Annotated in this window: 23 protein-coding genes and 1 pseudogene; 14 read left to right on the plus strand and 10 right to left on the minus strand. The window is 66.2% G+C overall.

What is annotated here, in order from left to right:
• Positions 1-47: 47 nt before the first annotated feature.
• From NO347_RS11450 to NO347_RS11475, 6 genes are all read right to left on the minus strand, one after another.
• Positions 48-596: a hypothetical protein gene (locus NO347_RS11450; protein ID WP_256289713.1), complete on the minus strand. Its 549-nt coding sequence runs from the start codon at positions 594-596 to the stop codon at positions 48-50.
• Between the two features lie 166 nt (positions 597-762).
• Positions 763-1098, minus strand: coding sequence for a hypothetical protein (locus tag NO347_RS11455; RefSeq protein ID WP_256289714.1), 336 nt, complete (start codon positions 1096-1098; stop codon positions 763-765).
• A 251-nt stretch (positions 1099-1349) separates the two neighbouring features.
• Positions 1350-2063, minus strand: coding sequence for a cyclase family protein (locus NO347_RS11460; RefSeq protein ID WP_256289715.1), 714 nt, complete (start codon positions 2061-2063; stop codon positions 1350-1352).
• Positions 2064-2087: 24 nt separating this feature from the next.
• Positions 2088-3803: a glutamate--tRNA ligase gene (locus NO347_RS11465; RefSeq protein WP_256289716.1), complete on the minus strand. Its 1716-nt coding sequence runs from the start codon at positions 3801-3803 to the stop codon at positions 2088-2090.
• 95 nt (positions 3804-3898) lie between these two features.
• Positions 3899-4945, minus strand: a complete 1047-nt coding sequence (gene idsA3 / locus NO347_RS11470) for a geranylfarnesyl diphosphate synthase (protein WP_256289717.1) — start codon at positions 4943-4945, stop codon at positions 3899-3901.
• A gap of 1 nt (position 4946) precedes the next feature.
• Positions 4947-6305 (minus strand): ribonuclease J, encoded by a 1359-nt coding sequence (locus NO347_RS11475; RefSeq protein WP_256289718.1) that lies wholly within the window; start codon positions 6303-6305, stop codon positions 4947-4949.
• 466 nt (positions 6306-6771) lie between these two features.
• Between NO347_RS11475 and NO347_RS11480 the strand changes: the two genes are divergently transcribed.
• The 7 genes from NO347_RS11480 to NO347_RS11510 all read left to right on the plus strand — a co-directional run bounded on the left by NO347_RS11480 (position 6772) and on the right by NO347_RS11510 (position 14022).
• Positions 6772-7005, plus strand: coding sequence for an LSM domain-containing protein (locus tag NO347_RS11480; protein ID WP_121569421.1), 234 nt, complete (start codon positions 6772-6774; stop codon positions 7003-7005).
• Entirely contained in the window at positions 7002-7178 is a 177-nt protein-coding gene (locus NO347_RS11485; protein WP_121569422.1) for a 50S ribosomal protein L37e, read from the plus strand. The genes NO347_RS11480 and NO347_RS11485 overlap by 4 nt, the downstream gene beginning before the upstream one ends.
• Positions 7179-7319: 141 nt before the next feature.
• On the plus strand, positions 7320-8030 hold the full coding sequence (locus tag NO347_RS11490) for a MogA/MoaB family molybdenum cofactor biosynthesis protein (RefSeq protein WP_256289719.1): 711 nt from the start codon (positions 7320-7322) through the stop codon (positions 8028-8030).
• A gap of 105 nt (positions 8031-8135) precedes the next feature.
• Positions 8136-9887: a dihydroxy-acid dehydratase gene (ilvD, locus tag NO347_RS11495; RefSeq protein WP_256289720.1), complete on the plus strand. Its 1752-nt coding sequence runs from the start codon at positions 8136-8138 to the stop codon at positions 9885-9887.
• Positions 9888-10172: 285 nt separating this feature from the next.
• Positions 10173-11471 carry an outer membrane protein assembly factor BamB family protein gene (locus NO347_RS11500; protein WP_256289721.1) on the plus strand — a complete coding sequence of 433 codons (1299 nt, stop codon included), beginning with the start codon at positions 10173-10175 and terminating at the stop codon, positions 11469-11471.
• Entirely contained in the window at positions 11468-13393 is a 1926-nt protein-coding gene (locus tag NO347_RS11505; protein ID WP_256289722.1) for an autotransporter outer membrane beta-barrel domain-containing protein, read from the plus strand. The genes NO347_RS11500 and NO347_RS11505 overlap by 4 nt, the downstream gene beginning before the upstream one ends.
• Positions 13390-14022: a hypothetical protein gene (locus NO347_RS11510; RefSeq protein WP_256289723.1), complete on the plus strand. Its 633-nt coding sequence runs from the start codon at positions 13390-13392 to the stop codon at positions 14020-14022. Before NO347_RS11505 ends, NO347_RS11510 begins: the two co-directional genes overlap by 4 nt.
• A 2-nt stretch (positions 14023-14024) precedes the next feature.
• On the opposite strand, the gene NO347_RS11515 is transcribed toward NO347_RS11510, so the two are convergent.
• Both NO347_RS11515 and asd read right to left on the minus strand, forming a co-directional pair.
• Positions 14025-14507, minus strand: coding sequence for a redoxin domain-containing protein (locus tag NO347_RS11515; RefSeq protein ID WP_256289724.1), 483 nt, complete (start codon positions 14505-14507; stop codon positions 14025-14027).
• Positions 14508-14670: 163 nt separating this feature from the next.
• Positions 14671-15705, minus strand: coding sequence for an aspartate-semialdehyde dehydrogenase (asd, locus tag NO347_RS11520; RefSeq protein ID WP_256289725.1), 1035 nt, complete (start codon positions 15703-15705; stop codon positions 14671-14673).
• 271 nt (positions 15706-15976) lie between these two features.
• Here asd and NO347_RS11525 point away from each other — a divergent pair, with 271 nt between their 5' ends.
• A complete protein-coding gene (locus NO347_RS11525; protein ID WP_256289726.1) occupies positions 15977-17821 on the plus strand; it encodes an acetyl-CoA carboxylase biotin carboxylase subunit in 1845 nt (614 codons plus the stop codon).
• Positions 17822-17831: 10 nt separating this feature from the next.
• A complete protein-coding gene (locus NO347_RS11530) occupies positions 17832-18794 on the plus strand; it encodes a biotin--[acetyl-CoA-carboxylase] ligase (RefSeq protein WP_256289727.1) in 963 nt (320 codons plus the stop codon).
• 152 nt (positions 18795-18946) lie between these two features.
• Here NO347_RS11530 and NO347_RS11535 read toward each other — a convergent pair whose 3' ends face one another.
• Positions 18947-19228: a hypothetical protein gene (locus tag NO347_RS11535; RefSeq protein ID WP_256289728.1), complete on the minus strand. Its 282-nt coding sequence runs from the start codon at positions 19226-19228 to the stop codon at positions 18947-18949.
• 169 nt (positions 19229-19397) lie between these two features.
• On the opposite strand from NO347_RS11535, the gene NO347_RS11540 reads away from it, so the two are divergent.
• The 3 genes from NO347_RS11540 to NO347_RS11550 all read left to right on the plus strand — a co-directional run bounded on the left by NO347_RS11540 (position 19398) and on the right by NO347_RS11550 (position 21963).
• A complete protein-coding gene (locus NO347_RS11540) occupies positions 19398-20195 on the plus strand; it encodes an inositol monophosphatase family protein (RefSeq protein WP_256289729.1) in 798 nt (265 codons plus the stop codon).
• Between the two features lie 89 nt (positions 20196-20284).
• Positions 20285-20734, plus strand: coding sequence for an Lrp/AsnC family transcriptional regulator (locus tag NO347_RS11545; RefSeq protein WP_256289730.1), 450 nt, complete (start codon positions 20285-20287; stop codon positions 20732-20734).
• An 89-nt stretch (positions 20735-20823) separates the two neighbouring features.
• Positions 20824-21963: a DUF63 family protein gene (locus tag NO347_RS11550; protein ID WP_256289731.1), complete on the plus strand. Its 1140-nt coding sequence runs from the start codon at positions 20824-20826 to the stop codon at positions 21961-21963.
• Between the two features lie 194 nt (positions 21964-22157).
• Here NO347_RS11550 and NO347_RS11555 read toward each other — a convergent pair whose 3' ends face one another.
• A complete protein-coding gene (locus NO347_RS11555; protein ID WP_256289732.1) occupies positions 22158-23852 on the minus strand; it encodes a YcaO-like family protein in 1695 nt (564 codons plus the stop codon).
• A 141-nt stretch (positions 23853-23993) separates the two neighbouring features.
• Here NO347_RS11555 and tbsP point away from each other — a divergent pair, with 141 nt between their 5' ends.
• Together tbsP and NO347_RS11565 are read left to right on the plus strand one after the other, a co-directional pair.
• Positions 23994-24815 (plus strand): transcriptional regulator TbsP, encoded by an 822-nt coding sequence (gene tbsP, locus NO347_RS11560; protein WP_256289733.1) that lies wholly within the window; start codon positions 23994-23996, stop codon positions 24813-24815.
• Positions 24816-24944: 129 nt separating this feature from the next.
• Positions 24945-25155: pseudogene (locus NO347_RS11565) on the plus strand (serine hydroxymethyltransferase); the annotation flags it as partial.

Below are 25155 nucleotides of genomic sequence, written 5' to 3' on the forward strand. Positions count from 1 at the left end.
GACCGCAGACCACGGTCTCGTGATCGATCGAACGGGCCTGCCGCTGATCAGGCGACCTGTCGTTCGTCGGTGAACGTGACGGTCTGGTCGGCGGTCTCGACGGTCGTCTGAACGGTGATCCACCCGTCGGCGTTCTGCACCGCCAGCGCATCCTGGAATCCAAGTTCGACGCGCCGCGTCGTCGTGTAGGACTGTCCGGGACCGAGCGTACCGACGCCGGCGTCGCCGCGCCAGACGACGTCGCCGTCGGTCCCCTGACCGGCGAAGATGCGGGTGTAGACGACGACGTCTTCGGCCGTCGTGTCCTGCTGATTCGTCAGCGTCGACGTGACGTCACGGCAGGTCTGGCCACACTCCTCGATGTTCTCGATCGTGAAACCGAACGGTGGGGTCGGTGTGGCCGTCGGGGTGGCCGTCTCCCCATCCGAGCCACTGGCGACCTGCGTCGTCTCCTCTGCCGACGGTGCAGCCGTCTCCGTCGGGAACGGGTCGGCCGCACCGTCGTCGTTGCCGGGCAGAACGTCCGTGCCCGTGATGACGAGGCCGGCCCCGAGTGCGATGACAAGTGCGATGACGATGATCGGTTTTCCTCTCATAGCTCGTGTGTGCGTGTGGTAGTAAGTTGCCGTGCAGCCGGGGTCGGATCCGAAGCCCCTGGAGACGTCCGGGACCTCACCGGCTGCCTTCGAATATCGGATCTGTCTTCGAGCACCCGGATATGGGTATCGATATCTGTGCTGACAGGTGAGTGCGCCGGTGGCGTCACGCGTCCGGCGTCGACTCTCCTGCGGTTCCACCGGCGTCGGCCTCGTCGCCGTTACCGGCGGCCTCACTCACCTCGGGGCCGAGCGAGTCGAGCGCCCCGTCGAGGAACTGCTGGACCAGTCCGTGGATATTCGAGACGAAGTCCGGAACAGGGCCGGGGAGGTCGTCCGGCGGCCCGGCCTGTCCGGCCGCACCCGAACGGTCGGTTGCGTCGGTCGCCGCTGGCCCGCTGTCAGTGTCTGCCGGGGTTGTGCTGCCGGGCGTCGCGGCCGCCGCACCCGTCACCGCGAGGAGTGCGGCGAGCGCGACGGCGAGTAGCGTCGTTCGTTTCATCGTCGATCCTCATCCGGAGCCAATAGCTGCACTGACGTTAAACGGGCCGTCCGTCAATCGCGTTTCCATCCGTTTTGCGCGACGTTTTACTCGGATTTGGCGGGATTGGAGTCGGTCTCAACGCCGCGGCCAGCGAGAGCGCAGAGTGGTTAAAAAAGTGTCCCGAAAGCTCATAGGAATTGTCGTAAGTCCGCATAGATGTCTCGCCGGACAGTACGGCGAGACTCTCCGAACAGTTACGATAATCCCGATCAGACTCGCGCGAGAACGCGCGCCGGTGCGCCGTCGGCGTCGATCTTCAACGGGCAGACGATCAACTCGAAGACCCCTGTTTCAGGGAGCGCACCGAGGTTGCAGACGTTCTCGACGATGGGGAGTCCCGCGCCCAAGAGCGCGCGATGGGCGGGGAGGTCGTGACCGGAATCGGCGTGAGACGCGCTGTCGGAATCTGGCGCTCCGCCCGATGGATCGGGACTGAGCGCGTCGGTCACGACGGCGACGTCGGCCTCGGCGCATCGGCGCGCGGTTTCGGGCGCCAGATACGGGTGCGCGAGCATCCGGTCGGACCCCCACGCGTCGGCCCACCCGGTGCGGAAGACGAGCGCGGACACGTCGCTGAGACCGGCGTTCGTCCCGTCGCGTTCCAGCACGTCGGGAGCGATCGCCTCACCGGCCTCGACGTCCCGGCAGTCGACGACGCGGGCGTCGAACCGGAGGTCCTCGGGGTCGAACGCGCCGAGCGTTGCCCCGTCCAGTTCGGTGTGCGCGGGCGCGTCGACGTGTGTGCCGGTGTGCGACCCGAGTGCAACTCTGGAGACGCGATAGCCGTCGGCTTCGTGCGTCGCGTGCGGCTCGATTCGCACCTCGGGATCGCCGGGGTACGTCGGCATTCCCGACTCGACAGCGCGCGTGAGGTCGATCAGACTGCCGTCCGCCGCGAGTTCCGAGTCCGACTGGTCGTTCACGGGTGCGTCCTCACGAATGCTTCCTCAGGGGTGCGTCCAGTAGACGACCGACTCCTCGGCGCCGTGTTCGTCGACGCGGGCAAAGCCGATGCGTTCGAACTGGACCACGTCGTCGACCGCAGTGTCGGCGAAGTCGGGTTCGGCGACGCCCGTCACGTCGCCGTCGGGTGAACGCATCCGAACGTCGACGACGTCCTCTGCGGGGGCCCAGTGGACGACGTCGACGTCACCAGAACGAACCACGTCGATACCATCGTCGGTTGCGACGAGGTCGTCGCCCTCGCGGCGGACGCAGGCGTAGCCCTTCAGCCAGACGCGCTCGCCCTCCGCGGGCACGTCGTCGGCTTCGAGCACGACGCCGTCGGTCGCGGGGATTGTCCGCTCGCCGCGCTCCTCGTGATCGGGATGCAGCGGCGGGTGGCCCGCGTCCGGACCGCCCGCGACCTCGAAGCGCTCGCCGTCGCGGACGAGGAAGTAGCGCTCGGCCTCGTCGTCGACGAGCTCGCGGTTCTCGGCGTAGATCGAACTCATCGAGAGGTCGACGTTTGAGGTCGACGTGCCGAGCGCGGTCAGCGCCTCGACGACGGCCTCGCCGCGGATGCCGCGCCGGCGGAGACTCTTCAGCGTCGGCGCGCGCGGGTCGTCCCAGCCGTCGAGTTCGCCAGCCTCGATCTTCTCCTTCAGCGTCGAGGTCGAGAGTTTCACGTCGTAGGCGTCGACCTGGACGTGACCCCAGTGAATCACTTCGGGGTACTCCCAGTCGAAGTAGTCGTAGACGAACTGCTGGCGCTTCGCGGAGTCCTGGAGGTCGATGCCGCGGATGATGTGTGTGACGCCCGTGAGATGGTCGTCGACGCCGGACTGGAAGTCGAGCATCGGCCAGCACCGATACGCTGCGGCTTCATCGCGCGGGTGCGGCGTATCGATCATCCGGAAGGCGACCCAGTCGCGGAGCGCGGGGTTCTTGTGCTCGATGTCGGTCCGCACGCGGAGGACCATCTCGCCGGCGCTGTACTCGCCGTCGATCATCGCCTCGAACTCCTCCATCGTGGTCTCGACGTCCTTGTCGCGGTGCGGACAGGCCTCGCCGCTGTTCTTCAGGTCGGAGAAGGTCTCGCCCGAGCACGAGCAGGTGTACGCGCCGCCGGCGTCGATGAGGTTCCGGGCGTGCTCGTAGTAGGTCTCCAGTCGGTCCGACGCGATGATGACGTCGTCGGGCTCGAACCCGAGGTAGTCGATGTCGTCGAGGATGGCGTCGTAGGCGTCGAGATCCGGGCGCTTGGTCTCGGGGTCGGTGTCGTCGAAACGGACGATGAACGACCCGTCGTAGCGCTCCTTGTAGGAGCCGATGACGGCGGGCATCCGGGCGTGGCCGATATGCCAGGGGCCGTTCGGGTTCGGCGCGGCGCGCATCCGCACCTCGTCGTACGCCTCGGCGTTCGGGAGGTCCGGGAGGTCGTGTTCGTCGCCCTCGTCTTCGGCTTCGATCTCCTCGAGTTCCTCGGGTGCGAGCGTCTCCAGACGTTCGCGCTTCTCCTCGGTCGACAGGTCGTTTACGCGGGCGACGACGCCGCCGACGACGCCGGGGATCTCGTCGCCGTGCGGGCGGAAGTCGGGATTCTCGCCCATCAACGGCCCCATCACGGCGCCGACGTCGGCGTCGCTCTCGTACTTGACTGCGTTGAGCAGCGCGTGCTTCTCGGCCTCGCGCTCGACCTGCTCGCGTAGATCGTCGTCCATTACGCGGCAGTGCGTCCTCCCCGGTAAAAACAGACCCGGATTGGGTGGGTGGACGGCGCAGCGGGCCGCGCGATCCGACCGCCGATCGGCGGACGCTAGTATCCGCGCGAGATCAGGTAGTCGGCGATGTCACACAGCAGCGCGCGCGCCTCGTTGTCCGGGAGGACGTCGAGGTGGTCCTTCGCGTTCGCCGTGAGCTCTTGGGCCTTCTGCTCCGCGTACTCGATCGACCCGGCGGCGTCGAGTTCGGCGACCGCCTGATCGATCTCGGCTTCGGAGACGGACTCGACGTCGTTGGCATCGACGAGGCCGTCGACGTCGACGCCCTGCTGCCGTGCGTGCAGCGTGATGAGCGTCTCCTTGTTCTCGACGAGGTCCGAACCGCGCTGTTTGCCGAGTTTCTCCGAGGGAACTGTCAGATCGAGGACGTCGTCTTGGATCTGGAATGCGCGTCCGGAGTCGATCCCGTACCGATAGAGCGCCTCGACGGTCTCGTCGTCGGCGTCCATCAGGGTCGCCGCCGTCGCCGCCGCCGCGCCGTACAGCACGGCGGTCTTGAGTTCGATCATCTCGAGATACTCCTCGGGGAGGACCTCGGTGCGGTGCTCGAACTCGACGTCCAGCGCCTGTCCCTCACAGATCTGCGTGCAGGTCGTCGCGAGCCGCCGGACGGCTTCGAGACCGTTCGCGGGGTCTGCGCCGGTCTCAGACAGCAGCTCGAAGGCCTTCGCATAGAGCGTGTCGCCCGCGAGGATCGCCGTCTCGGTGTCGTACTCTTTGTGGACCGCGGGGACGCCGCGACGGAGGTCGTCGTCGTCCATAATGTCGTCGTGGATCAGCGTGAACGACTGGATGACCTCGATGCTCGTCGCCGCCGACATCACGTCGATCTCCGAGCCGTCGAGCGCCGGGAACGCGTGGTAGTCGACCGAGAGCGGTTCGACGTCTGCGAGCGCCTCCGCGGTCAGGAGCGACACCGTCGGCCGAAGCCGCTTGCCGCCGGCCTTCAGCAGGTAGCGGGTCGCCTCGTAGAGCCGCTCGGGGGACTTCATCGGGACGTCCTCGTCGAGCGCCTCGTTGACGAGTTCGCGTCGCTTCGTGACCGCTTCGAGTACCCGTTCCTCCGCCGCTTCCGAACTCATCTCACTCCACCAGCTGGATCATATTCCCGTTCCGCGTGACGTGCAGATCCCGGCCCATCGCGTAGCCCTGCGACTCCGCGAGGTCGACGTACGGCGCGAAGCCTTCGAGGTCCTGGTGGGCGGGGATGACGTGCTGCGGCTGGAGCGCATCGAGCATCTGGTAGTGGCCCTCCTCGCGCAGGTGGCCCGAGACGTGGATCTCGTCGTAGATGCGCGCGCCCTGCATCCGCAGGAGGCGCTCGGACTGGTAGCGCTGGCCCTCGTTCGTCGGCTCGGGGATGACCCGCGCCGAGAAGATGACCTTGTCGCCGTCCTCGATTTCGTAGGGAGTCTCGCCGCGGCCCATCCGGGTGAGCATCGCGCGCGGTTCGCCCTGGTGGCCCGTCACGATGGGGAGATACTTCTCCTTACCTTCCTTCATAATCCGCTTGAACGTCCGGTCGACGGACTTCCGGTGGCCGTACATCCCGACGTCGTCGGGGAAGTCGACGAAGCCGAGGCGTTCTGCGGTGCCGGAGTACTTCTCCATCGAGCGGCCGAGCAGGACGGGCTGGCGACCGATGTCCTTCGCGAACTCGACGATCGAGGAGACACGCGAGACGTGCGAGGAGAACGTCGTGGCGACGATCCCGCCGTCGTAGTCTTCGATCGATCGGATCGTGTCTTCGAGGTGCGACCGGGCGTGCGACTCCGAGGGCGTCCGGCCCTTGCGGCCCGCGTTCGTACAGTCTTCGATGTAACAGAGGACGCCGTTGCCCTCGCGGCCGATCTCACGGAAGCGCTGCATATCGATCGGATCTTCCAGCACCGGCGAGTGGTCCATCCGCTTGTCGAGGCCGTAGACGATCGCGCCCTCGGGCGTGTGCACGACCGGGTTGATCGCGTCGATGATCGAGTGCGTGACGTGCACGAACTCGAGTTCGACGTTGCCGGAGTCGCCGATCGACATCGTCTCGCCGGCCTGCATCTTGACGAGGTCGTTGTCGAAACTCTCGCTGAACTTGGTCTCGCCTTCGACCTGCTGTTTCACCAGTTCGATGGTGAACGGCGAGGCCACGACCGGCGCGTTGTACCGGTGGGCGAGCTTCGAGATTGCGCCGATGTGGTCGAGGTGACCGTGCGTGGGCACGATGGCCTGCACGTCGCCCTCGAGGTCGGACATCACCCGGTCGTCCGGGATGGCGCCCATATCGATCAGATCGAGGCTGTGCATCTTTTCGGTCTCCACGTTGTCGTGGATGAGGACCTGACTGAGGTTCAGGCCCATGTCGAAGATGACGACGTCGTCGCCCGCGCGAACGGCCGTCATCTGTCGACCGACCTCTTCGTATCCGCCAATTGTCGCGATTTCGATTTCCATAGTTGAATCCGAGCATCGAAAGCCACTGACGTGGCGAGGGTGCTCACTCAAACGTCCCGTCGTGTTCGACGGCGCCCACAACTCGTGAGCGACGCGTCTCGGGACCGATCGGCCCCGGCGTCTTACAGCGCGTCGGTCGTCGGTCCCGCGTGCCCCGGAACGGCCGAAGCACTTACCCGCGGGAGTCTTGGTACGAAGATGGTTCTCGGCCGGGTACTAAAAACTATCCGGGTTGGATACGCGCGGCGAATCTCTGCGCGCGAGTGCGGCAACGCACGCCGAACAGACGCAGCAGCGGCGGTCTTCCCCTGTACGACAGCCCTCAGGGACGCACAGCGTCAGGGGATGCACACGCAGAGGTTCGGAACCGCCACGTATGTCGCCCAGTGAGAACGTTCGCCGCCGTACGCCGACGATTCGGCGGTGGTCCGGCACATTTAATACCGAAACGGGAGGCGCTTGGGGTATGAGCGGACGACCCCTCGACGTTCTCGAAGCCGCACTCGAAGACGTCGTCACGGTCACTCTGAAGGACGGCACCGCGTACTACGGAACTCTCGCCGGGTACGACCAACACATGAACGCCGTTCTCGAACCGGCGACGGACGCGGACGCGACCGTCCTCGGGGAACTGGACGTCACGGCGGTCGAAGACACAACGATTATACGCGGCGACAACGTCGTCACGATACAAACATGACGGGTGCTGGAACCCCTAGCCAAGGAAAGAAGAACAAGACGACGCACGTCAAGTGCCGCCGCTGCGGCGAGAAGTCCTACCACGTCAAAAAGAAGGTCTGCTCGTCCTGTGGCTTCGGCAAATCGGCGAAACGTCGCGACTACGAGTGGACGTCGAAGGCCGGCGACAACTGAACTGGCGGTCTGACACTACGTCTCTTCTCGCTTCGTTCTCCCGAGTCGCCGTCGGACGACCGACAGGGGGCTCTCGAACTCGACACCCGCGAGCGCCCGGTATCGGGTGACATTTTGTCACCGGGCGCGAAACCGCGTGGTGTGACCCACGACGAGCAGTCCCACTCTGGAGCGGACACGCACGATACCGACCACCAGCACGAGGATCGCGGCCACGAGCACGGCGACGACGACCACGGACATCACCATCACGGCGACGACGACCACCACCACCACGACCACGACGTCGCGTCGCTGTCTGCGGCCGTCGTCACGGTCTCCACGTCGCGAACGATCGACGACGACGCGGCGGGCGACGCGATCGCTGCTGCGTTCGACGATAGCGGCCACGACGTCACCGTCCGAGACGTCGTCGACGACGATTTCGACGGTGTGCAGTCGACCGTCGATCGCCTCGTCGACCGCGACGACGTCGACGTACTGGTGACGACGGGCGGCACGGGCGTCACGCCCGACGACGTGACCGTCGAAGCCGTCGGCGACCTATTCCAGAAGGACCTCCCGGGCTTCGGCGAATTGTTCCGCCGGCGCTCGGAGTCCGAGATCGGCACGCGCGTCGTCGGGACTCGTGCGACGGCGGGAATCGTCCAGGGCGTGCCGGTGTTCTGTCTGCCCGGCAGCGAGAACGCGGCCCGCCTCGGTAGCGAGGAGATCATCGTCCCCGAGGCACCCCACCTCGCGGGGTTGGCGACGCGCGAGGAAGAGGAGAAGGAAGCAGAGCAGGAAGAAGCGGAGGGGGAAGACGAAACCGAAGCAGCGGACGAAGACGAGGACGCACAAGACGCCTCGTGAGGCTCCGAGAACCGTACCGGCAAGGGGGGCGGCCGCAACGACGCGTAACCGGCGAGCGAGAGGGTATGCGTGGCCTTTTAATCCCACTGCGACAACGACTCGTGTATGAGCAAGCAGGAACCCCCCGAACGCGAGGAGGACGGCGAACCGTTCTCCAGTGGGAAGGACCCCGACCTCCCCAGCACGGACGTCACCGAGGGGCCGGACAAGGCCCCACACCGGGCGATGTTCCGCGCGATGGGCTTCGACGACGAGGACCTCGGCTCCCCGATGGTCGGCGTCGCGAACCCGGCCGCGGACATCACCCCGTGTAACGTTCACCTCGACGACGTCGCCGACGCGGCGATCAAGGGCATCGAGGACGCCGGCGGGATGCCGATCGAGTTCGGCACGATCACCATCTCGGACGCCATCTCGATGGGTACCGAGGGGATGAAGGCGTCGCTGATCTCCCGAGAGGTCATCGCCGACTCCGTCGAGCTCGTCGCTTTCGGCGAGCGGATGGACGCACTCGTCACGGTCGCGGGCTGTGACAAGAACCTCCCCGGGATGATGATGGCCTCGATCCGGACGGATCTGCCCTCGGTCTTCCTCTACGGCGGGTCGATTATGCCCGGCCAGCACGAGGGCCGCGACGTGACCGTCCAGAACGTCTTCGAGGGCGTCGGCACCTACGCGCAGGGCGATATGAGCGCCGAGGAACTCGACGACCTCGAACGGCACGCCTGCCCCGGCGCGGGCTCCTGCGGCGGGATGTTCACCGCGAACACGATGGCGTCGATCTCTGAGGCGCTCGGGATGGCCCCGCTCGGCACGGCCGACGCGCCGGCCGAATCCGACGAGCGCTACGACGTCGCGCGACGCTCCGGCGAGGCGGTCCTGCAAGCCGTCGAGGAAGGCCTTCGTCCCTCCGACATCCTCTCGAAGAAGTCCTTCGAGAACGCCATCGCCCTGCAGGTCGCGATCGGCGGTTCGACCAACGCCGTGCTGCACCTGCTCGCACTCGCCGCGGAGGCTGGCATCGACCTCACGATCGAGGAGTTCGACGAGATCTCGAAGCGGACGCCGAAGATCGCGAACCTCCAGCCCGGCGGCACGAAGACGATGAACGACCTCCACGAGGAGGGCGGCGTCCCGGTCGTGATCCGCCGTCTCCTCGACGCCGGCCTGTTCCACGGCGACGCGATGACCGTCACCGGGCGGACGATCGCCGAGGAACTCGAGGAGATGGACCTCCCCGACGAAGAGGAGATCTCAGACGAGTTCATCTACACCGTCGACGACCCCTACCAGGAGGAAGGTGCGATCAAGATCCTCACCGGGAACCTCGCGCCCGACGGCGCGGTTCTGAAGGTCACCGGCGACGACAAGTTCCACCACTCCGGCCCCGCCCGCCTCTTCGAGAGCGAGGAGGAGGCGATGCGCTACGTCCAGGAGGGCCACATCGAGTCCGGCGACGTCATCGTCATCCGTAACGAGGGTCCGCAGGGCGGCCCCGGAATGCGCGAGATGCTTGGCGTCACTGCCGCCGTCGTCGGTCAGGGTCACGAGGACGACGTCGCGCTCCTGACCGACGGCCGCTTCTCCGGCGCGACCCGCGGCCCGATGGTCGGCCACGTCGCCCCCGAAGCCGCTGTCGGCGGCCCGATCGCGCTGTTAGAGGACGGCGACGAGGTCACCGTCGACATCCCCGAGCGCGAACTCTCCGTCGACCTCTCGGAAGACGAACTGGACGAGCGCCGCGAGGAGTGGGAGCCCAAGGATCCGCAGTACACGACCGGCGTGCTCGCGAAGTACGGCAACGACTTCGGCTCGGCCGCGAACGGCGCGGTGACGAACCCCGGCGCGAAGCGGTAATAACTCCCACGTAGTTCGGTCTCTTTTATTTTACACTTCTGAGTTCCCCTCTTCGCACAGCCGCGTCGCTGTGTCCGGGAACTGCCACAGCCGCGCAACTAGTGACTAAGCGCAAACATACTTGTACGGGGACACATCAGATAAACGTGACAGTGGGGACCAATGATTCATAATCTGTCGCGACGGGATGCGATCCGACTCGCGGCGGTCGTTGGGGGGACGTTTGCGTTCGCTGGAATGGGCAGGAGCGCCAGCGGACAGACCGCCGATCCGAGCACTGTACCGATGTTTAGATACGACGCCCACAACAGCGGCGTCGCACCCGGGAGCGGACCGAAAGAGGACGTCGACGACATCTGGACGTTCGAGACCGGTGACAAACTGACCGCCCAGCCGATCGTGGCGAACGGACGGGTGTTCCAAGCGAGTCACGACAGCGAACTCTACGCGATCTCGACGAGCGACGGGAGTGAGGTGTGGTCCGCCGGTACGAACGGGTCGCTGCCAGCGTCGCCCGCAGTCGGCGACGGCGTGGTGTACCAGCCGACGCCTCGGGGACGTGTGCTCGCCTACAGCGCGGCGACGGGTAACGGCCTCTGGGTGTCTTCAGTTCCGACACGGCACGTCAAGAGCCCGACGCTCGTCGGCGGGGATCTGTTCATCGCCGGCGGTGAACACGACTTCCGGCAAGCGTACCGGCTCAATCCGAACGACGGAGCGGTCGAATGGGAATCAGACCTCACGTATCTCGGGCCTATCGGTACACCAGTCGTCGATGGCGAGACGGTGTACGTAACCCACCGCGAAGACGACTACTACGACGAGGCAGTCGCGACCGCGCTCGCGGCTTCGGACGGATCACAGGAGTGGCAGCAGACGTTAGCGAACGGAGGCAGCAAGACGTGGGGGATCACGTATGCTGACGGGACGCTGTACGCCGGCACTAACGAGGGCATCGTCTACGCGGTCGACGCAGCGTCGGGGAGCATCGACTGGGAATTCGAAAACATCGCGTCGGTGTCGACCATTCCTGTGCTCGCTGACGGAACGCTCTACGTGGCATCGACCGGCGACAACACCCTCCACGCGCTCGATCCGGCGATCGGGACGCGACAGTGGCAGGTCTCGATCAACGGGACGCCCACCTCACCGGTGTACGCCGACGGGGTGCTGTATCTGGGTGCGCAGGACAACTACGTCTACGCGTTCGACGCCAGCGACGGAACCGAGCTCTGGAGCTTCCAGACCGGCGGCTCCGTGGTCGCACCCCCGGTCGTCGTCGACGGCCGCGTGTACGCGGCGAGCACCGACGGTATCCTCTACGCACTCGGTGAGGGATCGGGCATCGCCGCGCCCGACGTCACCGGTAGCGGGAGCCCTGCGGGGGACCTCGACGGGGACGGTCGCTACGAGGACGTCAACGGCGACGGGGCGTTCACCGCGACCGACGTGCAGGCGCTCTTCGCGAACCTCGACAGCGATGCCGTCCAAGAGAACCCCGAGCTGTTCGACTTCAACGGCGACGGACAAGTGGACATCACCGACGTGCAAGCGCTGTTCAAGATCCTCGAAGGGGAACGATGAGCAGGGACGCCGTTCGAGGCACCCGACTCGCCGTCCTACTCGTGACGCTCGTCGTCACCGGTGGGATCGTCGCGGGCGCAGGCAGCGCCGTCGCAGTGGACACCCCACAGAACGAGGCCGACGACGCGTCACTAACGGCCGACAGCGGCGTCCGGGCCGCGACCGCCGGGTCGACGTCGGTTCGACTGTCGCCGACGACGGCAACGATCAACGAGAGCCGGACGCAGACGTTCGATCTCGTAGTCTCCGACGCCGACGGTGGCGTCGGAGCCGTGACGGCGACTATCTCCGTCGGTGACGCGGACGTCGCCTCGATCGACGAGATGGAACTGCGAGGCGATCCGGGTGTCGAGAGGATCGACGTCGAGTCAGACGGCTCCGAGGTGTTCGTTCGCGCGGCGCTGATAGATACGGAGGACACCGGAACGGTGACCATCGGGACCGTCACAGTCGAGGGTACCGACGAGGGGTCGAGTGACGTCGACCTGTCGGTCGAATCACTCGGCGACGAGTCTGGCGACCCCTACGACGTCGGCACGACGCCGGGGAGTTCGCTTACCGTCTCGGGGACGGCCGATGCCGTCGACCTTGAGATCACCGCCGACGCGTCGGCCGTCGAAGCCGGCGACGAGGTCGACTTCGAGGTGAAACGCGCTGACAGCGACGCGCTGGTGTCGGCGGCAGTCCACCTCGGCGGCGAGGCCTACGAGACTGGTCTCGACGGCGTCGCGACGATCGAGATCACCGAATCGATGGCGAGCGATGCCGAGACCGTGACGGCCGTCGCCTCGAAGGAGTCGACTGCGAAGGAAACCTTCCAGAACGACTCGGTGACGCTGAACGTCGGGCCCGAGGAGACCGAACCGTCCGGCGGTACGGACACGCCCGACGGGACAGAGACGCCGGCACCCGGCGACGGCCCTCGCGTGACGCTCGAATCCGCGAGCCCGTCGGTCGGCGTCGGTGAGTCATCGAAACTCCGCGTCGTCGCGACCGGCATCGACGGCGGTGTCGGGGCCATCGATGCCCGGATCTCGGTCGGTTCCGGAGACGCGGCGCAGATTTCCGGCGTCGAACTCGCCGGTGACGCGGGGGTCGCACAGACCGAAGTGAAGAACGACGGGACCGTCGCCGTCGTCCGCGGCGCGATGATGGACACGAACGACACCGGGACGGCGCACGTCGCGACCGTGACGCTCGGAGGCGTCGCCGCCGGCACGACGCCGGTGACCATCGAGACCGATGACCTCGGCGACGAGCAGGGGAACACCTACGAGGCCGCCCCCGCGCAGTCGACGACGCTCACCGTCGGATCAGGCGGGGACGGAGGCGGAAGCGGGTCCGGGAGCTCGATGGTCGTCCTCTCGGTTTCGGATCTCCCGAAGGGGTTCGAGAAGGCGAGCGTGACCGTTCGGACGGGCGTCGAGGCGTCCGTGACTGAGTCGCAGGCCGGACTCGTCTCCGAGAGCCAACTGCGTGTCGTCTCCGACGGGCCGCAGTCGACGACGGTGCAGGCGGTCGACCTCGCCGGCAACATCGACGCGATCGACGGAGAGCAGACGCTTGCGCGGCTGACATACGACCGGGCGCTCGACACCGAGGACGTCGAGATCTCGGTCGAAAATCTCCGGAACGATCGGGGAGCCGCAGTCTCGGGCGACCACATCTCGGTCTCGGTTCGCGCCGGGTCGCTCTTCACGGACCCGCTTCCGGGCGCAGACGCCCAGAAAGCCCCCACCGACCCTGACAACGACGGCCGCTTCGAGGACATTGACGGTGACGGTGCCGTCACGTTCGGAGACGCGGTCGCGCTCTCGTTCGTCCAGGCCACGGAGTTGCGTAGCGAGCAGGTCACCGCCCTCGACTTCGACGAGGACGGCGATCTCGATACGGACGATGCAGTCACACTCGCCTTCGAATGATGTTTGATGACTCTCGAACAGCGAACGCCCGCCGCAGTACCGCTCCCGATCGGTCCGACGCGGACGACTCCGACGACAGGGACGGCGCAACGAGAGCGACGGCCGCCTCGACGTCCGGTGCAGACGAGCCGACGATCGACAGCGCTGAGGCGTCGTCTTCGGATCTGCTCGCTGGACGGACACGACGGCGGTTCCTCGGTACCGCAGCAGCGGGGCTCACTGCTGGCCTGGCGGGCTGTGGGAGCGCGCTTTCGAGCGGCTCCGGCTCGGACGGCTCAGCCGTCGACGTCGTCCTCGCCGGGGCGCCGAGCGGACTGCAGAAGTATCAGTGTCTGGTCGAACAGGACGGCGACGCGCCGATCACCGAGGTCGAACCCGTCCTCGTGGGCGGAGAGGAGTTTCAGGTGGTCAACGGCGGCGTCAAGAGCGCGTCCGTCGCCGTCCGAGCGGCGGATCTCTCGGAGTCTGTCGGGTCTTTCGAGGAAACGCGGACGCTATTTACGCTGACGTTCGGTGCGGACGTGGACCCGGACGCACTCTCTCTGAACGTCTCCACCGCGACGAACGACGACGGGGAGTCGATCCCGACGGATCGACTGCAGCTTACCGTCGGCGGCGGTTCGGGGTGAACTCAGAGGTCCTGCACTTCCGAGAGCAGTTCCTCGTAGTCGGGTTCGTTCGTCGGGTCCTCGGCGACCCAGTCGTAAGCGATCGTGCCGTCGTCGTCGATGATGAACACCGAGCGGTTCGCGACGCCGAAGAGGCCGAGGTCGTCGATGTCGATCTCGACACCGTACTTGTCGATGGCGCTCCGTGCCATATCGCTGAGTAGCGGGAACTCGATGCCGTGTTCCTCGCGGAAGGCGTTCTGGGAGAACGCCGAGTCGGCGCTCACGCCGTACACGCTCGCGCCGGCGGCCTCGAACTCCTCGCTGTGTTCCTGCAGCGCGACCATCTCGTTCGTACACGGTGGCGTGAACGCGCCCGGGAAGAACGCGAGAACCACGGGGCCGTGACCGATCACGTCGTCCAGATAGAACGCCGACACGTCGCCGTCAGCCTGGGTTACGGAGAACGTCGGTGCGTCGTCGCCGATGGTGGGGGTCTGTGACATCGTCACTCACCATATCGGACGCGAGCGACCAAAATGTAGTGTCCAACTGGTAATACTGTCGGACAGAACGATGTGAAAATCATCAGCACCCCGTGGGTGCCAGAATGATTCACGAACTGCTGTCCGACAGTATAAGAGACGATTCCGGCAGGCCCCGGGCCGCTTAGACCCAGCCTTCTTCGACGAGGAGTTCGCCGTTGAGCAGCGAGGCACCCGCTGCGCCGCGGATCGTGTTGTGCGCGAGGCAGTTGTACTTCACGCCGTTCTCGGTCGTCTGGATCCCACCGGCGGAGATCTGCATCCCGTCGCCGCGCTCGCGGTCGAGGCGGGGCTGGGGCCGATCGAAGTCCTCGAAGACGTGAATGAGCGGGTCGGGCGAAGAGGGGAGATCCACGCTCGGGAACTCCCGCATCGCTTCGGCGACGTCCTCGGTCGAGACGTCCTCGGCCGTTTCGGCGAAGACGTTTTCGAGGTGGCCGTCGAGCGTCGGAATGCGGTTACAGGAGGCGGCGACCTCCATCCCGTGGAGGTCGATCTCCGCGCCGTCGAACTCGCCGAGGAGCTTTCGTGACTCGGTTTCCATCTTCTCGTCCTCGCCGTTGATGTGCGGGATGGCGTTGTCGATGATCTCCATCGACGTGACGCCGGAGTAGCCCGCGCCGGAGACCGCCTGCAGCGTCGAGACCTGTACGGCTTCGAGACCGAACTGGTCGAGCGCCGCGAGCGTCGGGACCATCGTGATCGTCGAGCAGTTCGGGTTCTTCACGAGCGCGCCGTCCCAGCCGCGTTCGTCGCGCTGCACCTCGATGAGGTCGAGGTGCTCGGCGTTGATCTCGGGGATCGTGAGCGGGACGTCCGGGGCCATCCGGTCGTTCGAGGAGTTCGAAGAGACCACGTAGCCCGCGTCGAGGAACTCGGGTTCGACTTCGGCCGCGACGCCGGACGGGAGCGACGAGAAAAGCAGGTCGACGTCGTCCGGAACGTCTCCCGGCGTCGTCGCGCCGACGGTCATCTCTGCGACGTCGTCCGGAATCGGCGTGTTCACGCGCCACTTCGCCGCCTCGCGGTAGGTCTTGCCCGCGCTGTCTTCGGAGGCGGTGAGCGCCGCGAGTTCGAACGTCGGGTGGTCGTCGAGGAGTTGGATGAACCGCTGTCCTACTGCGCCCGTTGCGCCGAGGATACCGACACGTACTGTCATTACCGTGGGCGTGGGAGACACACACATAAGGCGGTTTGGATTTCCCGCGTATTTCACGAACGTTCAGATACGTCGCTAACATCGGGGGAGAAACTGAGTAATATACGGTATCAGAGACACTTGAGTCAGATTTTTCACCAAAATTGCGTCTGCCCCCTCGATGTCGGCGCTTTTTTGAGTCTGACAGGCTGCGGACATATCGACGATCGTCGAATACCCCTTCGTGCAGAACCGACAGATAGACGTGCCGCGTTTCAGAACGTTTCGACAAATGTTCAGCAAGGTTCTCGTCGCCAATCGCGGAGAGATCGCCCTGCGAGTGATGCGGGCGTGCCGCGATCTCGGTGTCCGCACCGTCGCGGTCTACAGCGACGCCGACAAGCACGCCGGGCACGTCCGGTACGCCGACGAGGCGTACAACGTCGGTCCCGCGCGCGCCGCGGACTCGTATCTCGACCACGAGGCCGTCATCGAGGCCGGACGCAAGGCGGGCGCTGACGCGGTCCACCCGGGCTACGGCTTCCTCGCGGAGAACGCCGAGTTCGCCCGAAAGGTCGAGGAGAGCGAACTGACCTGGATCGGCCCGTCCGCCGACGCGATGGAGCGCCTCGGCGAGAAGACGAAAGCCCGCGCGCTGATGCAGGAGGCGGACGTGCCGGTCGTCCCGGGGACGACAGAGCCGGTCGAATCAGCCGAGGAAGTAAAGCAGATCGCCGAGGAGTACGGCTATCCGGTCGCGATCAAAGCCGAGGGCGGCGGCGGCGGGCGCGGGCTGAAGGTCGTCCGCTCCGAAGACGAGGTCGAAGAACAGTTCGAGACGGCCCAGCGCGAGGGCGAGGCGTACTTCGACAACGCCTCCGTCTACGTCGAGAAGTACCTCGAAGCGCCGCGGCACGTCGAGGTGCAGATCCTCGCCGACGAGCACGGGAACGTCCGCCACCTCGGCGAGCGCGACTGCTCGCTCCAGCGACGCCACCAGAAGGTGATCGAAGAAGCGCCGTCGCCGGCGCTCGACGCCGACCTCCGCGAGCGGATCGGCGAGGCGGCCCGCCGCGGCGTCCGCGAAGCCGACTACACCAACGCCGGGACGGTCGAGTTCCTCGTCGAGGACGGGGAGTTCTACTTTATGGAGGTCAACACGCGGATCCAGGTCGAACACACCGCCACCGAGGAGGTCACCGGGATCGACGTGGTGAAGTGGCAACTGCGCGTCGCCGCCGGCGACGAACTCGACTTCGCACAGGAGGACGTCGAGATCGACGGCCACGCGATCGAGTACCGGATCAACGCCGAGGACGCCGCGAACGACTTCGCGCCCGCGACAGGGTCCCTGGAGACGTACGATCCGCCGGGCGGCATCGGCGTTCGCGTTGACGACGCGGTCAGACAGGGCGACGAGATCGGCGGCGACTACGACTCGATGATCGCGAAACTGATCGTCTCCGCAGGCGACCGCGAGGAGTGTCTCGCACGCTCGGAACGGGCGCTCTCGGAGTTCGAGATCGAGGGGATCCAGACGATCGTTCCGTTCCACCGCCTGATGCTGACCGACGAGGCGTTCCGCGCGGGCGAGCACACGACGAAGTACCTCGACGAGGAACTGGACCGCGAGCGGATCGACCAGGCAGTCGAGAAGTGGGGGTCGGCCGACACGGTTGCCACCGCCGACGCGGACGGCGAGAGCGACGAGACCGACGCCGAAGAAGTGACCGAGCGCGAGTTCATCGTCGAGGTCAACGGCAAGCGCTTCGAGGTCAACCTCGAAGAGCGCGGTGCCCCCCCGATGCCGGAGGTCGAAGCGATCAGCAACGGCGGCGGTGCTGGCGGCCAGGGTGCACAGGCGACGCGCTCGCGACCCGAAGAAGCGACGTCGGAGGACGACGAAGTCGTCATCGAGGGCGAGGGCGAGCAGGTCGCCGCCGAGATGCAGGGCACGATCCTCTCTGTCGAAGTCGAGGAGGGCGAGGAGGTCGCCGCCGGCGACGTCGTCTGCGTCCTGGAGGCGATGAAGATGGAGAACGACATCGTCACCGAACGCGGCGGCACCGTCACGCAGGTCCTCGTCGAGGAGGGCGACAGCGCGGATATGGGCGACGTGCTCGTCGTCTTAGAGTAGGAGAAAGCAGATGAACGAGACCCGACGCGCGCTCTTGGCCGCACTCGCCGACGGCCCCGTCTCGGGGCCGGTGCTCGCCGAGCAACTGGGCGTCTCGCGAGCGGCCGTCTGGAAGCAGGTCGAGGCGCTCCGCGAGGAGGGCTTCGCGGTCGAAAGCGGCGACGGCGGCTATCGCATCGTCGACGTTCCGGCGTACGGGGCTGCGGCGATCGAGTTCGGACTTGAGGCACCCTACCGGATCGAGTATCACGACGAAATCGGGAACACGAACCATCGCGCCCGTGAACTCGCCGACGAGGGGGAATCCGACGTCGTCGTCGTCGCCGACGAACAGACCGGGAGCCGTGGACGCTTAGAGCGCGAGTGGACCGCGCCGTCGGGCGGCATCTGGGCGAGCGTGCTCGTCCGCCCGCAACGCCCGCCCAGCGAGGCCCCGATGTACACGCTCGCGGCCGCCGTCGCCATCGCCAGTGCAGCGCGAGCGGTCGGCGTCGACGCGCGGATCAAGTGGCCAAACGACGTGCTCGTGGCCGGGAGCGGGGAGACGGCCGAATCCACGCAGACGGAGCGAAAGCTCGCCGGGATTCTGACCGAAATGGAGGGCGAGGCCGACCGCGTCTCGTGGCTCGTCGCGGGCTGTGGCGTGAACGCGAACATCGACCGGGAGGACCTCCCGCCGGGAGCGACGAGCCTCCGCGCGGAAGTCGGCGACGTGGATCGACGCGTGTTCCTCCAGCGGATGCTGGAGACGTTTTACGACCTGACGGCCGAAGACGCCGATCTCGACGCAGTACTCGGTGCCTGGCGCGAGCACGCCGCGACGCTCGGCCGACGGGTCCGGATCGAAACCCCGCGTGGAACGATCGAAGGGGAAGCTGTCGACATCCGCTTCCCCGGAAGTCTCGTCGTACAGACTGACGACGGCGAGGAAGTCGTCCACGCGGGCGACTGCGAACACTTGCGGCCCAGCTAACGCTCGATCTTCGAACGGCGGCCTGCAGAAAAAAACCGAGTCGAACGTGATCCGCGTCCGCGGCAGACAGCGTCGTGGTGTCTGGTGTGACTGCCTACGAGATTCGCGACCCCGGAGTCGCGACACCCTTCACAGCCGGATAGCCGACAGTATCAGTTCCCGTCGCCGCCGTCCGTGAGCGGGCGGCCGCCGGCGGTGAGAACGCCGTCGGCGATCTGGCGGGCTTCGGCCGGTGACGGGCGGGTGCCGTCGACGAAGCGCGAGCCGAGTTCCTCGACGACGTCCATCACGTCGGAGAGGTCGCCCTCTTGGGCAACCTCGGCGAATACGTCCTCGTACGCGTGCGTTTCCCAGTGGCTGATCTCGTAGTCGTAGGTGTCGGTCTTCGAGGCGACTGCGTACCGAAGCTGTCGTGCCGCGTCGGACGGGTTCATACCTGTTATAACGGGATCTGGATACTAAAATGTACTCAGACTCGAAATCGAGTTAATGGTGCTGTAGCGGCGCTGTCTCTCGGTTATTCACCCTCCGAGACACGGCGCGACTCTGATATGACACGCACCAACCCGAGACGTTTAGGACGGCAGCGAATCGTGCTCAAGTATGGCGAACGAAGACCGGACGGCGGTCGCACGGCAGGCGGCCGGGGCGGGCGCAGCCGTCGCAGTCGAGCGCTTTCGGACCGAGATCGACGTCGAGCAGAAAGAGGGAAAGACAGACGTCGTGACGCAGGCCGATCGCGACGCGCAGGTGGCCGTCATCGACGCCATCAGGGAATCGTACCCCGAAGACGCGATCGTCGGCGAGGAAGAGGACGAACTGAAAGTGATCCCTGACTCCGGCGCGGCGTGGGTGATCGACCCAATCGATGGGACGAACAACTACGTCCGCGGCACTCGCGTGTGGGGGACCGCGGTCGCTTCGGTCCGGGACGAGGAGCCGCTGGCGGGCGCGACGCACTTCCCTGCGCTCGACGACGTCTACTGGACGGACGGTGAGCAAACGTACCGGAACGGTGATCCCGTCACCGTCTCGACCACCGACGACCCGGAGGCCGGCGTCGTCGCGCCGACGCTGTGGTGGGACTTCGACGCCCGCGATCAGTACGGGCGGGCCTGTCAGGCCATCGTCGACCGCTTCGGTGACCTCCGGCGCGTCGGTTGCGCGCAGGCCGCCCTCGCGAGCGTCGCCGACGGGTCGCTCGACGGCGTCGTGACGAATCTGCGAGCCAACCCCTGGGACACAGTCGCCGGCGTCGCGATGATTCGCGCGGCTGGTGGGACCGTCACCGACCTCGATGGCGAGCGCTGGCGACACGATTCGGTCGGCCTGGTCGCCTCGAACGGGCACGTCCACGAGACGATGTTGGACGCCGCCCAAGAGATCGGCCGGATCGAATGAACCGGTATTCGGCGGACGCCCCCGTCGTTCGGCGTATGTAGCCCCACCACATCCAAAGCGGCAAGTCGCTGGGGGTATCACCGGTTACTATGGAACTGGACGAGACGGACAGGGCGATTCTGCGGATCCTCCAGTCTGACGCGCGGACGCCGTTCAGCGAGGTCGCACGGCAGATCGAGATGTCGAGTGCGACCGTCCACGATCGTGTGAGTCGGATGGAGGACGCCGGCGTCATCGAGGGATACCACGCGAAGATCGATCCGCGGGCGATCGGTCTCGGAACGTCGGCGCTCGTCGGTCTCCGAATCGAGCAGGGGAACGAGAACGACGCGCTCGAACGGCTACGGGAGATCGAAGGGGTCCAAGAAATTCATCTCACGACGGGCGAGTGGGACGTCGTGCTCCGCGTCTACGCCGAAGACACCGACAGCCTCCGCGAACTGATGTTCGACAACATCGCGAAAGTCGAGGGGTTCTCCCGATCGCAGACGATGGTGATCCTCGCGACTGACCTCGAAGAGCGGCCGCTGCCGATCTGATAGCCGGGATCGCTCGATCTACACGCGGTCACGCGGAGGGCGCACCACAGACCGGAATCCTCAACACGCCCGCCGTCGGCTTTTCGCGTATGTCAACAGTCGCCGAACGCGTCGGCGTCGATCCCGAGCGGCTCTGGGCCGGGGGCGTGGCGACCGCGCTCGTCGCGCTCGTGGTCGGATCGCTCGTCCTCCCCGAGACCGTCTACGACGGCTTCATCTGGCACTACTTCTGGGGTCCCGTGCAGGCGGACGCGAACTCCGCCGTCTGTGCTATCCGCCCCGGAAGCACCGTCGAGTATCTGTACAGCTCACAGGCGTGTGCGAGCGCGGCTGAGCCCGTTGCGTACCCCGGCTACACGCTCGTCTCGGAAGTCGGCTATATGGTGACGCTGCTCGTCGCGCTCACCGGCGTCGTCTTCCTGCTGCGGCGACTCGACCTCGGCACCGACAGGGAGTTCTTCTACGCGCTGCTCCCGTTCGTCTTCTTCGGGGGGGCGCTCCGCGTCGTCGAGGACGCCAACGACGCCGTCCCCGCCGCGGACGCCCTCATCACCTACCCGCTCAACACGCTGTTTATCAGCCCGATCATCTACTTCACCGTCTTCGCGCTCACGCTCGTCGCGGTCGTCGCCACCATCTGGGCGTCGCGTGCCGGCCTTGTCGAGCGGTACGACCGCCTCCTGTTCGGGGTCGGCTCCGTCGTATTAGTCGTCACGCTCGGTTACCTCTTCTCGCTCTTTCTCACGGGGGCTGAGGGCGTCGAGTTCTATCCGCAGGTCCTCGGGACCGTGCTCGTCGGCGCGACGATTACCGCGGGCGTGACGTGGTGGCTCATCGAGCGGTTCGCGCCGGCCGTGAACGAGGGGACCGGGCGAATCGGCTTCGTTATCCTCTGGGGGCACGCCATCGACGGCGTCGCGAACGTCATCGGCCTCGACTGGATGACCGCGCTCGGAGCGGGGCCGAATCTGATCCCGAAACACCCGGTCAATCAGTTCGTCGTCGACGTCACCGGCTCGCTCCTCCCGGCGTCGGTGCTGGCGGTGACCGGCGACACGTGGCCGTTCCTCCTCGTGAAACTCGTCGCTGCGACGTTCGTGCTCTGGGTGTTCGAAGACGAAATATTCGAGGAGAGTCCGCGCTACACGATGTTGCTGCTCGTGGCCGTCCTCGCGGTCGGGCTCGGTCCGGGCACCCGAGATATGCTCCGCGCGACGTTCGGTGTGTAGGCGGTCGACTGTTCGTATCCGGACAGAACTTCGCGACGGACGCTTTTATACTAAGACGCGGCCAGTGCCCGCATCACTCACTAGCGTACCGCGCGACGATTTGCGGGAGTCCGACACCCCGTCGCGCGAGCCGCGCCGTCGGTGTCGGCTGTCAGCTCCGCACGCCAGCTCACGCCGTCACGAGGGAGACCGAGTCACGGGAACGGGTGGTAGGTCCGATCGGGCTCCGGTTCGAATCCGAGGTCTGACGGGACGGACCGCGCGCGTTCTCCGAAGAACGGGCTCCCCTGGAACAGCGGTTGGGCTTCGGGCACGAGCACCCGGACAGCCTCGAAGCCGAGCGAGGCGACGTCGGCCGTCGTCGTCCGCGCGGCGTAGGCGTCGAGTCCGGCGTCAGCGACCCGCTCGACCGCCGCTGTGAGTTCTGTGGTGCCACTCGGGGGCTCCTCGGGGCCGACGCGTTCGGCCGGGACGCTTGCGTCGGCGTCGACGAAGTCGCGAGCGGCCTCGGGGAAGTCGGCGTACTCGCCGATCGCGCCGCCCTCTGCGGAAGCCTGCTTCGGTCCCATCGACCGCAGTTCCATCCAGTTCTGCAGCGCCTCCGCCAGTGCCGACCTCGCGGCGTCGGTGGGATCGAGCGACGCCCCCGACCCGACGGCGAACCGCGGCCACTCCCCGTCTCTGTGGACGGCCGCGGCCACCACCGGAACGTCGACGTCCTGGGTCACGAGCAGCGCCGTCACCGACAGGTCTTCCGCCCGCGCTCGCTTGCAGAGTTCGCCGTAGCCGGGGTCCGAGACTCTGAGTTCCAGCGGTTCGAACGTCGAGTACCACGCGAGCATCGTCGCGTCTCGCTCGACGACCTCGTAGAGGCCCGACAGCAAGGCTTCGGCCCCCGAATTTCCGAGCCCCAATCCCGTCGTGATCGCCGGCTTGTACTGCTCGACTGGTGGCGGGTAGTGGACGAACTCCGCCGGCAGCGACACCGTCTCGTCGGTTCCGAGGTCGACGCCCGAGACCCAGGGAATCGGCGTTTCGGGGTCCGGGGCCTGATAGTCGTCGGGCCGGACGAAGCGCGACGGCGAAACCGGACGCGCCCGCGTCCGCTCGGGAGCGACGGTGAACTCCGAGCCGCGGTAGACGCCGGCGCAGTAGCGCTCCAGCGCCTCCCCGAGTGCCTTCATAAACGCGGCGTCCCAGTCGGAATCGACGCCGGCCGCGAACTCGGCCGCGCGAGCGTCGCTGAACCCTTCGGTGTCGGACGTCTGTGCGAGGTAGTACGGGACCGGAAACGACTCGCGCTCGCCGACCTGCGCGACGATTCCCGTCCGCTCGTCGAGGGCCCGTTCCGCGCGGGCCAGTGAGTCGTCGAGGTCGACTGCTCGGTACTCCCGCCGAACGCTGCGATCACGCGACGTCGGCTCAGGTACCGGTAGAATCGGCCGCTCTGCGGTTATCCCCGTGCCGGAGACTTCGACGACGGTTCCGGAAACGTCGTCATCGCCCGTGAGAAGTGCGACGGCCCGTCGACCAGCGATCGCACCGGCGAGTCGAACCGCGCTGCGCTCCCCAGACGGCGTTCCGGTGGAGTCGGTCGTCGCAGCAACACGCGCACGTAGGTCGGCGAAACTGACTCCCGCGGCGCCGAACACGGAGACGCTGGCGTCGACTGATCCGACCACGTGCCCACCGACGCCGCCGATTTCGACCACGACAAGACGCTCGCGTGGGCCGACAGCGTCCTCGACGTCGCTTCCCGCCGGGACGACGACGAGCGTCAGTGCCGGGTCGTCGGCAGCCTCCACTACGCGTGCGTCGATGTCCTCGAAGGCGGCCGCCGCGGCCGCTGCAGCGGGACCGCTTCCGACGAGTTCGATCTCGTATGTCACAGATTCGCCGTCGGCCGTGACGAAGAAAAAGCAGCGTGGTCCGACTCGATGGCCCGTTCTCGGGGCGTCTCCACCGGGATCAGAGAATATACAGACTATACTGCGTTAAAATTAAATACACACTGGTAAATTATACAACGTATGTCCTCTGAATCGAACGTGCTCGATTCCGACGTCGAGCACGTCATTTCGTCGGCCCTCCAGTCGGCTTCGGACGTCGTGTACGTACTCGATCCGACTCCGGAGATCGTGGTATCGCTCGTCGAGGTCGCCGCCGAGTCAGCGTCCCCGCCCACGATTCGTGTGCTTGCTGACAAGCAGTTGTTGAAGGACGTGATGGACGATTTCCTCGTCGCGAGCAACGCCGCCGACCTCGTTGTTTCCGGAATCCTCGAACTCCGCGTTACGGCGGAGCCGGTCGAAAACACCCTGCTCGTGACCGACTCGTCGGTCGTCGCCGTCGTCAGCGCCGGTGACCAGGTGGCCGGGTTGCAAACCGACGACGAGGCGTTCGTCGAGGGCGCAAACGACGCCTACAGTGAGCAGTTCCAGGAAGCCGAGGAATTCCGACTTCGAACACCCGCGATTTCGGCAGTCCGCACGTCCCTCGAAGAGGACCTCGGCGAAGCGGTCCGTTCGGACTTCGACGCGGTTCTCGGGCTGCTCGAAACGGTCCGAAGCGACGGACCGGGACTCGACGAAGTAACGATCAGTTTGCTCGTCGCCGCGAAGAACGACGTGCTCCTGTACGACGTCTCGAAGTGGGGCGAGGACGTGGGCATCGCCAGCAAGGCGACGTTCTCGCGGACGAAGACTGAACTGGAGGATCTGGGCCTGATCGAGACGGAGAAGGTACCAATCGACGTCGGTCGGCCGCGCCTGCGGTTACGACTCGGCGACGACCGGCTCCACGATGCGGATCCCGACGAACTCGTGGACGCCGCGCGCGACGTTCTGAAGTAACGTTTGCCGGAAGACAGACGGGCGGGTGAGAGAGCCGTCCCGCCATTCTAATGCACGTTTGTGACGATTTCACTGCCAGTCGGATCCAAAGTGAACACACTTATTGGGTGGACGGGCCCCCTATGACGTATGGACTACAGCCACGTCCGCGACGTCGACCCGGACGTCGCAGACGCGCTCTCCGGCGAAGTACAGCGACAGCGGGACACGCTGGCGATGATCGCGAGCGAGAACCACGCGAGTGAGGCGGTCCTCGAAGCGCAGGGGAGTGCGCTCACGAACAAGTACGCCGAGGGATACCCGGGCGAGCGGTACTACGCGGGCTGTGAGTACGCCGACG

It is taken from the genome of Halobellus inordinatus (assembly GCF_024464655.1).
Classification (GTDB): Archaea; Halobacteriota; Halobacteria; order Halobacteriales; family Haloferacaceae; genus Haloquadratum; species Haloquadratum inordinatus.

Bases quoted from the DNA above. Each gene is read 5' to 3' on its own strand.
- NO347_RS11450 (WP_256289713.1), bottom strand. From the start codon at position 596: ATGAGAGGAAAACCGATCATCGTCATCGCACTTGTCATCGCACTCGGG.
- NO347_RS11455 (WP_256289714.1), bottom strand. From the start codon at position 1,098: ATGAAACGAACGACGCTACTCGCCGTCGCGCTCGCCGCACTCCTCGCG.
- NO347_RS11465 (WP_256289716.1), bottom strand. From the start codon at position 3,803: ATGGACGACGATCTACGCGAGCAGGTCGAGCGCGAGGCCGAGAAGCAC.
- idsA3 (WP_256289717.1), bottom strand. From the start codon at position 4,945: ATGAGTTCGGAAGCGGCGGAGGAACGGGTACTCGAAGCGGTCACGAAG.
- NO347_RS11475 (WP_256289718.1), bottom strand. From the start codon at position 6,305: ATGGAAATCGAAATCGCGACAATTGGCGGATACGAAGAGGTCGGTCGA.
- NO347_RS11480 (WP_121569421.1), top strand. From the start codon at position 6,772: ATGAGCGGACGACCCCTCGACGTTCTCGAAGCCGCACTCGAAGACGTC.
- NO347_RS11485 (WP_121569422.1), top strand. From the start codon at position 7,002: ATGACGGGTGCTGGAACCCCTAGCCAAGGAAAGAAGAACAAGACGACG.
- ilvD (WP_256289720.1), top strand. From the start codon at position 8,136: ATGAGCAAGCAGGAACCCCCCGAACGCGAGGAGGACGGCGAACCGTTC.
- NO347_RS11500 (WP_256289721.1), top strand. From the start codon at position 10,173: ATGTTTAGATACGACGCCCACAACAGCGGCGTCGCACCCGGGAGCGGA.
- NO347_RS11505 (WP_256289722.1), top strand. From the start codon at position 11,468: ATGAGCAGGGACGCCGTTCGAGGCACCCGACTCGCCGTCCTACTCGTG.
- NO347_RS11510 (WP_256289723.1), top strand. From the start codon at position 13,390: ATGATGTTTGATGACTCTCGAACAGCGAACGCCCGCCGCAGTACCGCT.
- NO347_RS11515 (WP_256289724.1), bottom strand. From the start codon at position 14,507: ATGTCACAGACCCCCACCATCGGCGACGACGCACCGACGTTCTCCGTA.
- asd (WP_256289725.1), bottom strand. From the start codon at position 15,705: ATGACAGTACGTGTCGGTATCCTCGGCGCAACGGGCGCAGTAGGACAG.
- NO347_RS11525 (WP_256289726.1), top strand. From the start codon at position 15,977: ATGTTCAGCAAGGTTCTCGTCGCCAATCGCGGAGAGATCGCCCTGCGA.
- NO347_RS11530 (WP_256289727.1), top strand. From the start codon at position 17,832: ATGAACGAGACCCGACGCGCGCTCTTGGCCGCACTCGCCGACGGCCCC.
- NO347_RS11535 (WP_256289728.1), bottom strand. From the start codon at position 19,228: ATGAACCCGTCCGACGCGGCACGACAGCTTCGGTACGCAGTCGCCTCG.
- NO347_RS11540 (WP_256289729.1), top strand. From the start codon at position 19,398: ATGGCGAACGAAGACCGGACGGCGGTCGCACGGCAGGCGGCCGGGGCG.
- NO347_RS11545 (WP_256289730.1), top strand. From the start codon at position 20,285: ATGGAACTGGACGAGACGGACAGGGCGATTCTGCGGATCCTCCAGTCT.
- NO347_RS11550 (WP_256289731.1), top strand. From the start codon at position 20,824: ATGTCAACAGTCGCCGAACGCGTCGGCGTCGATCCCGAGCGGCTCTGG.
- tbsP (WP_256289733.1), top strand. From the start codon at position 23,994: ATGTCCTCTGAATCGAACGTGCTCGATTCCGACGTCGAGCACGTCATT.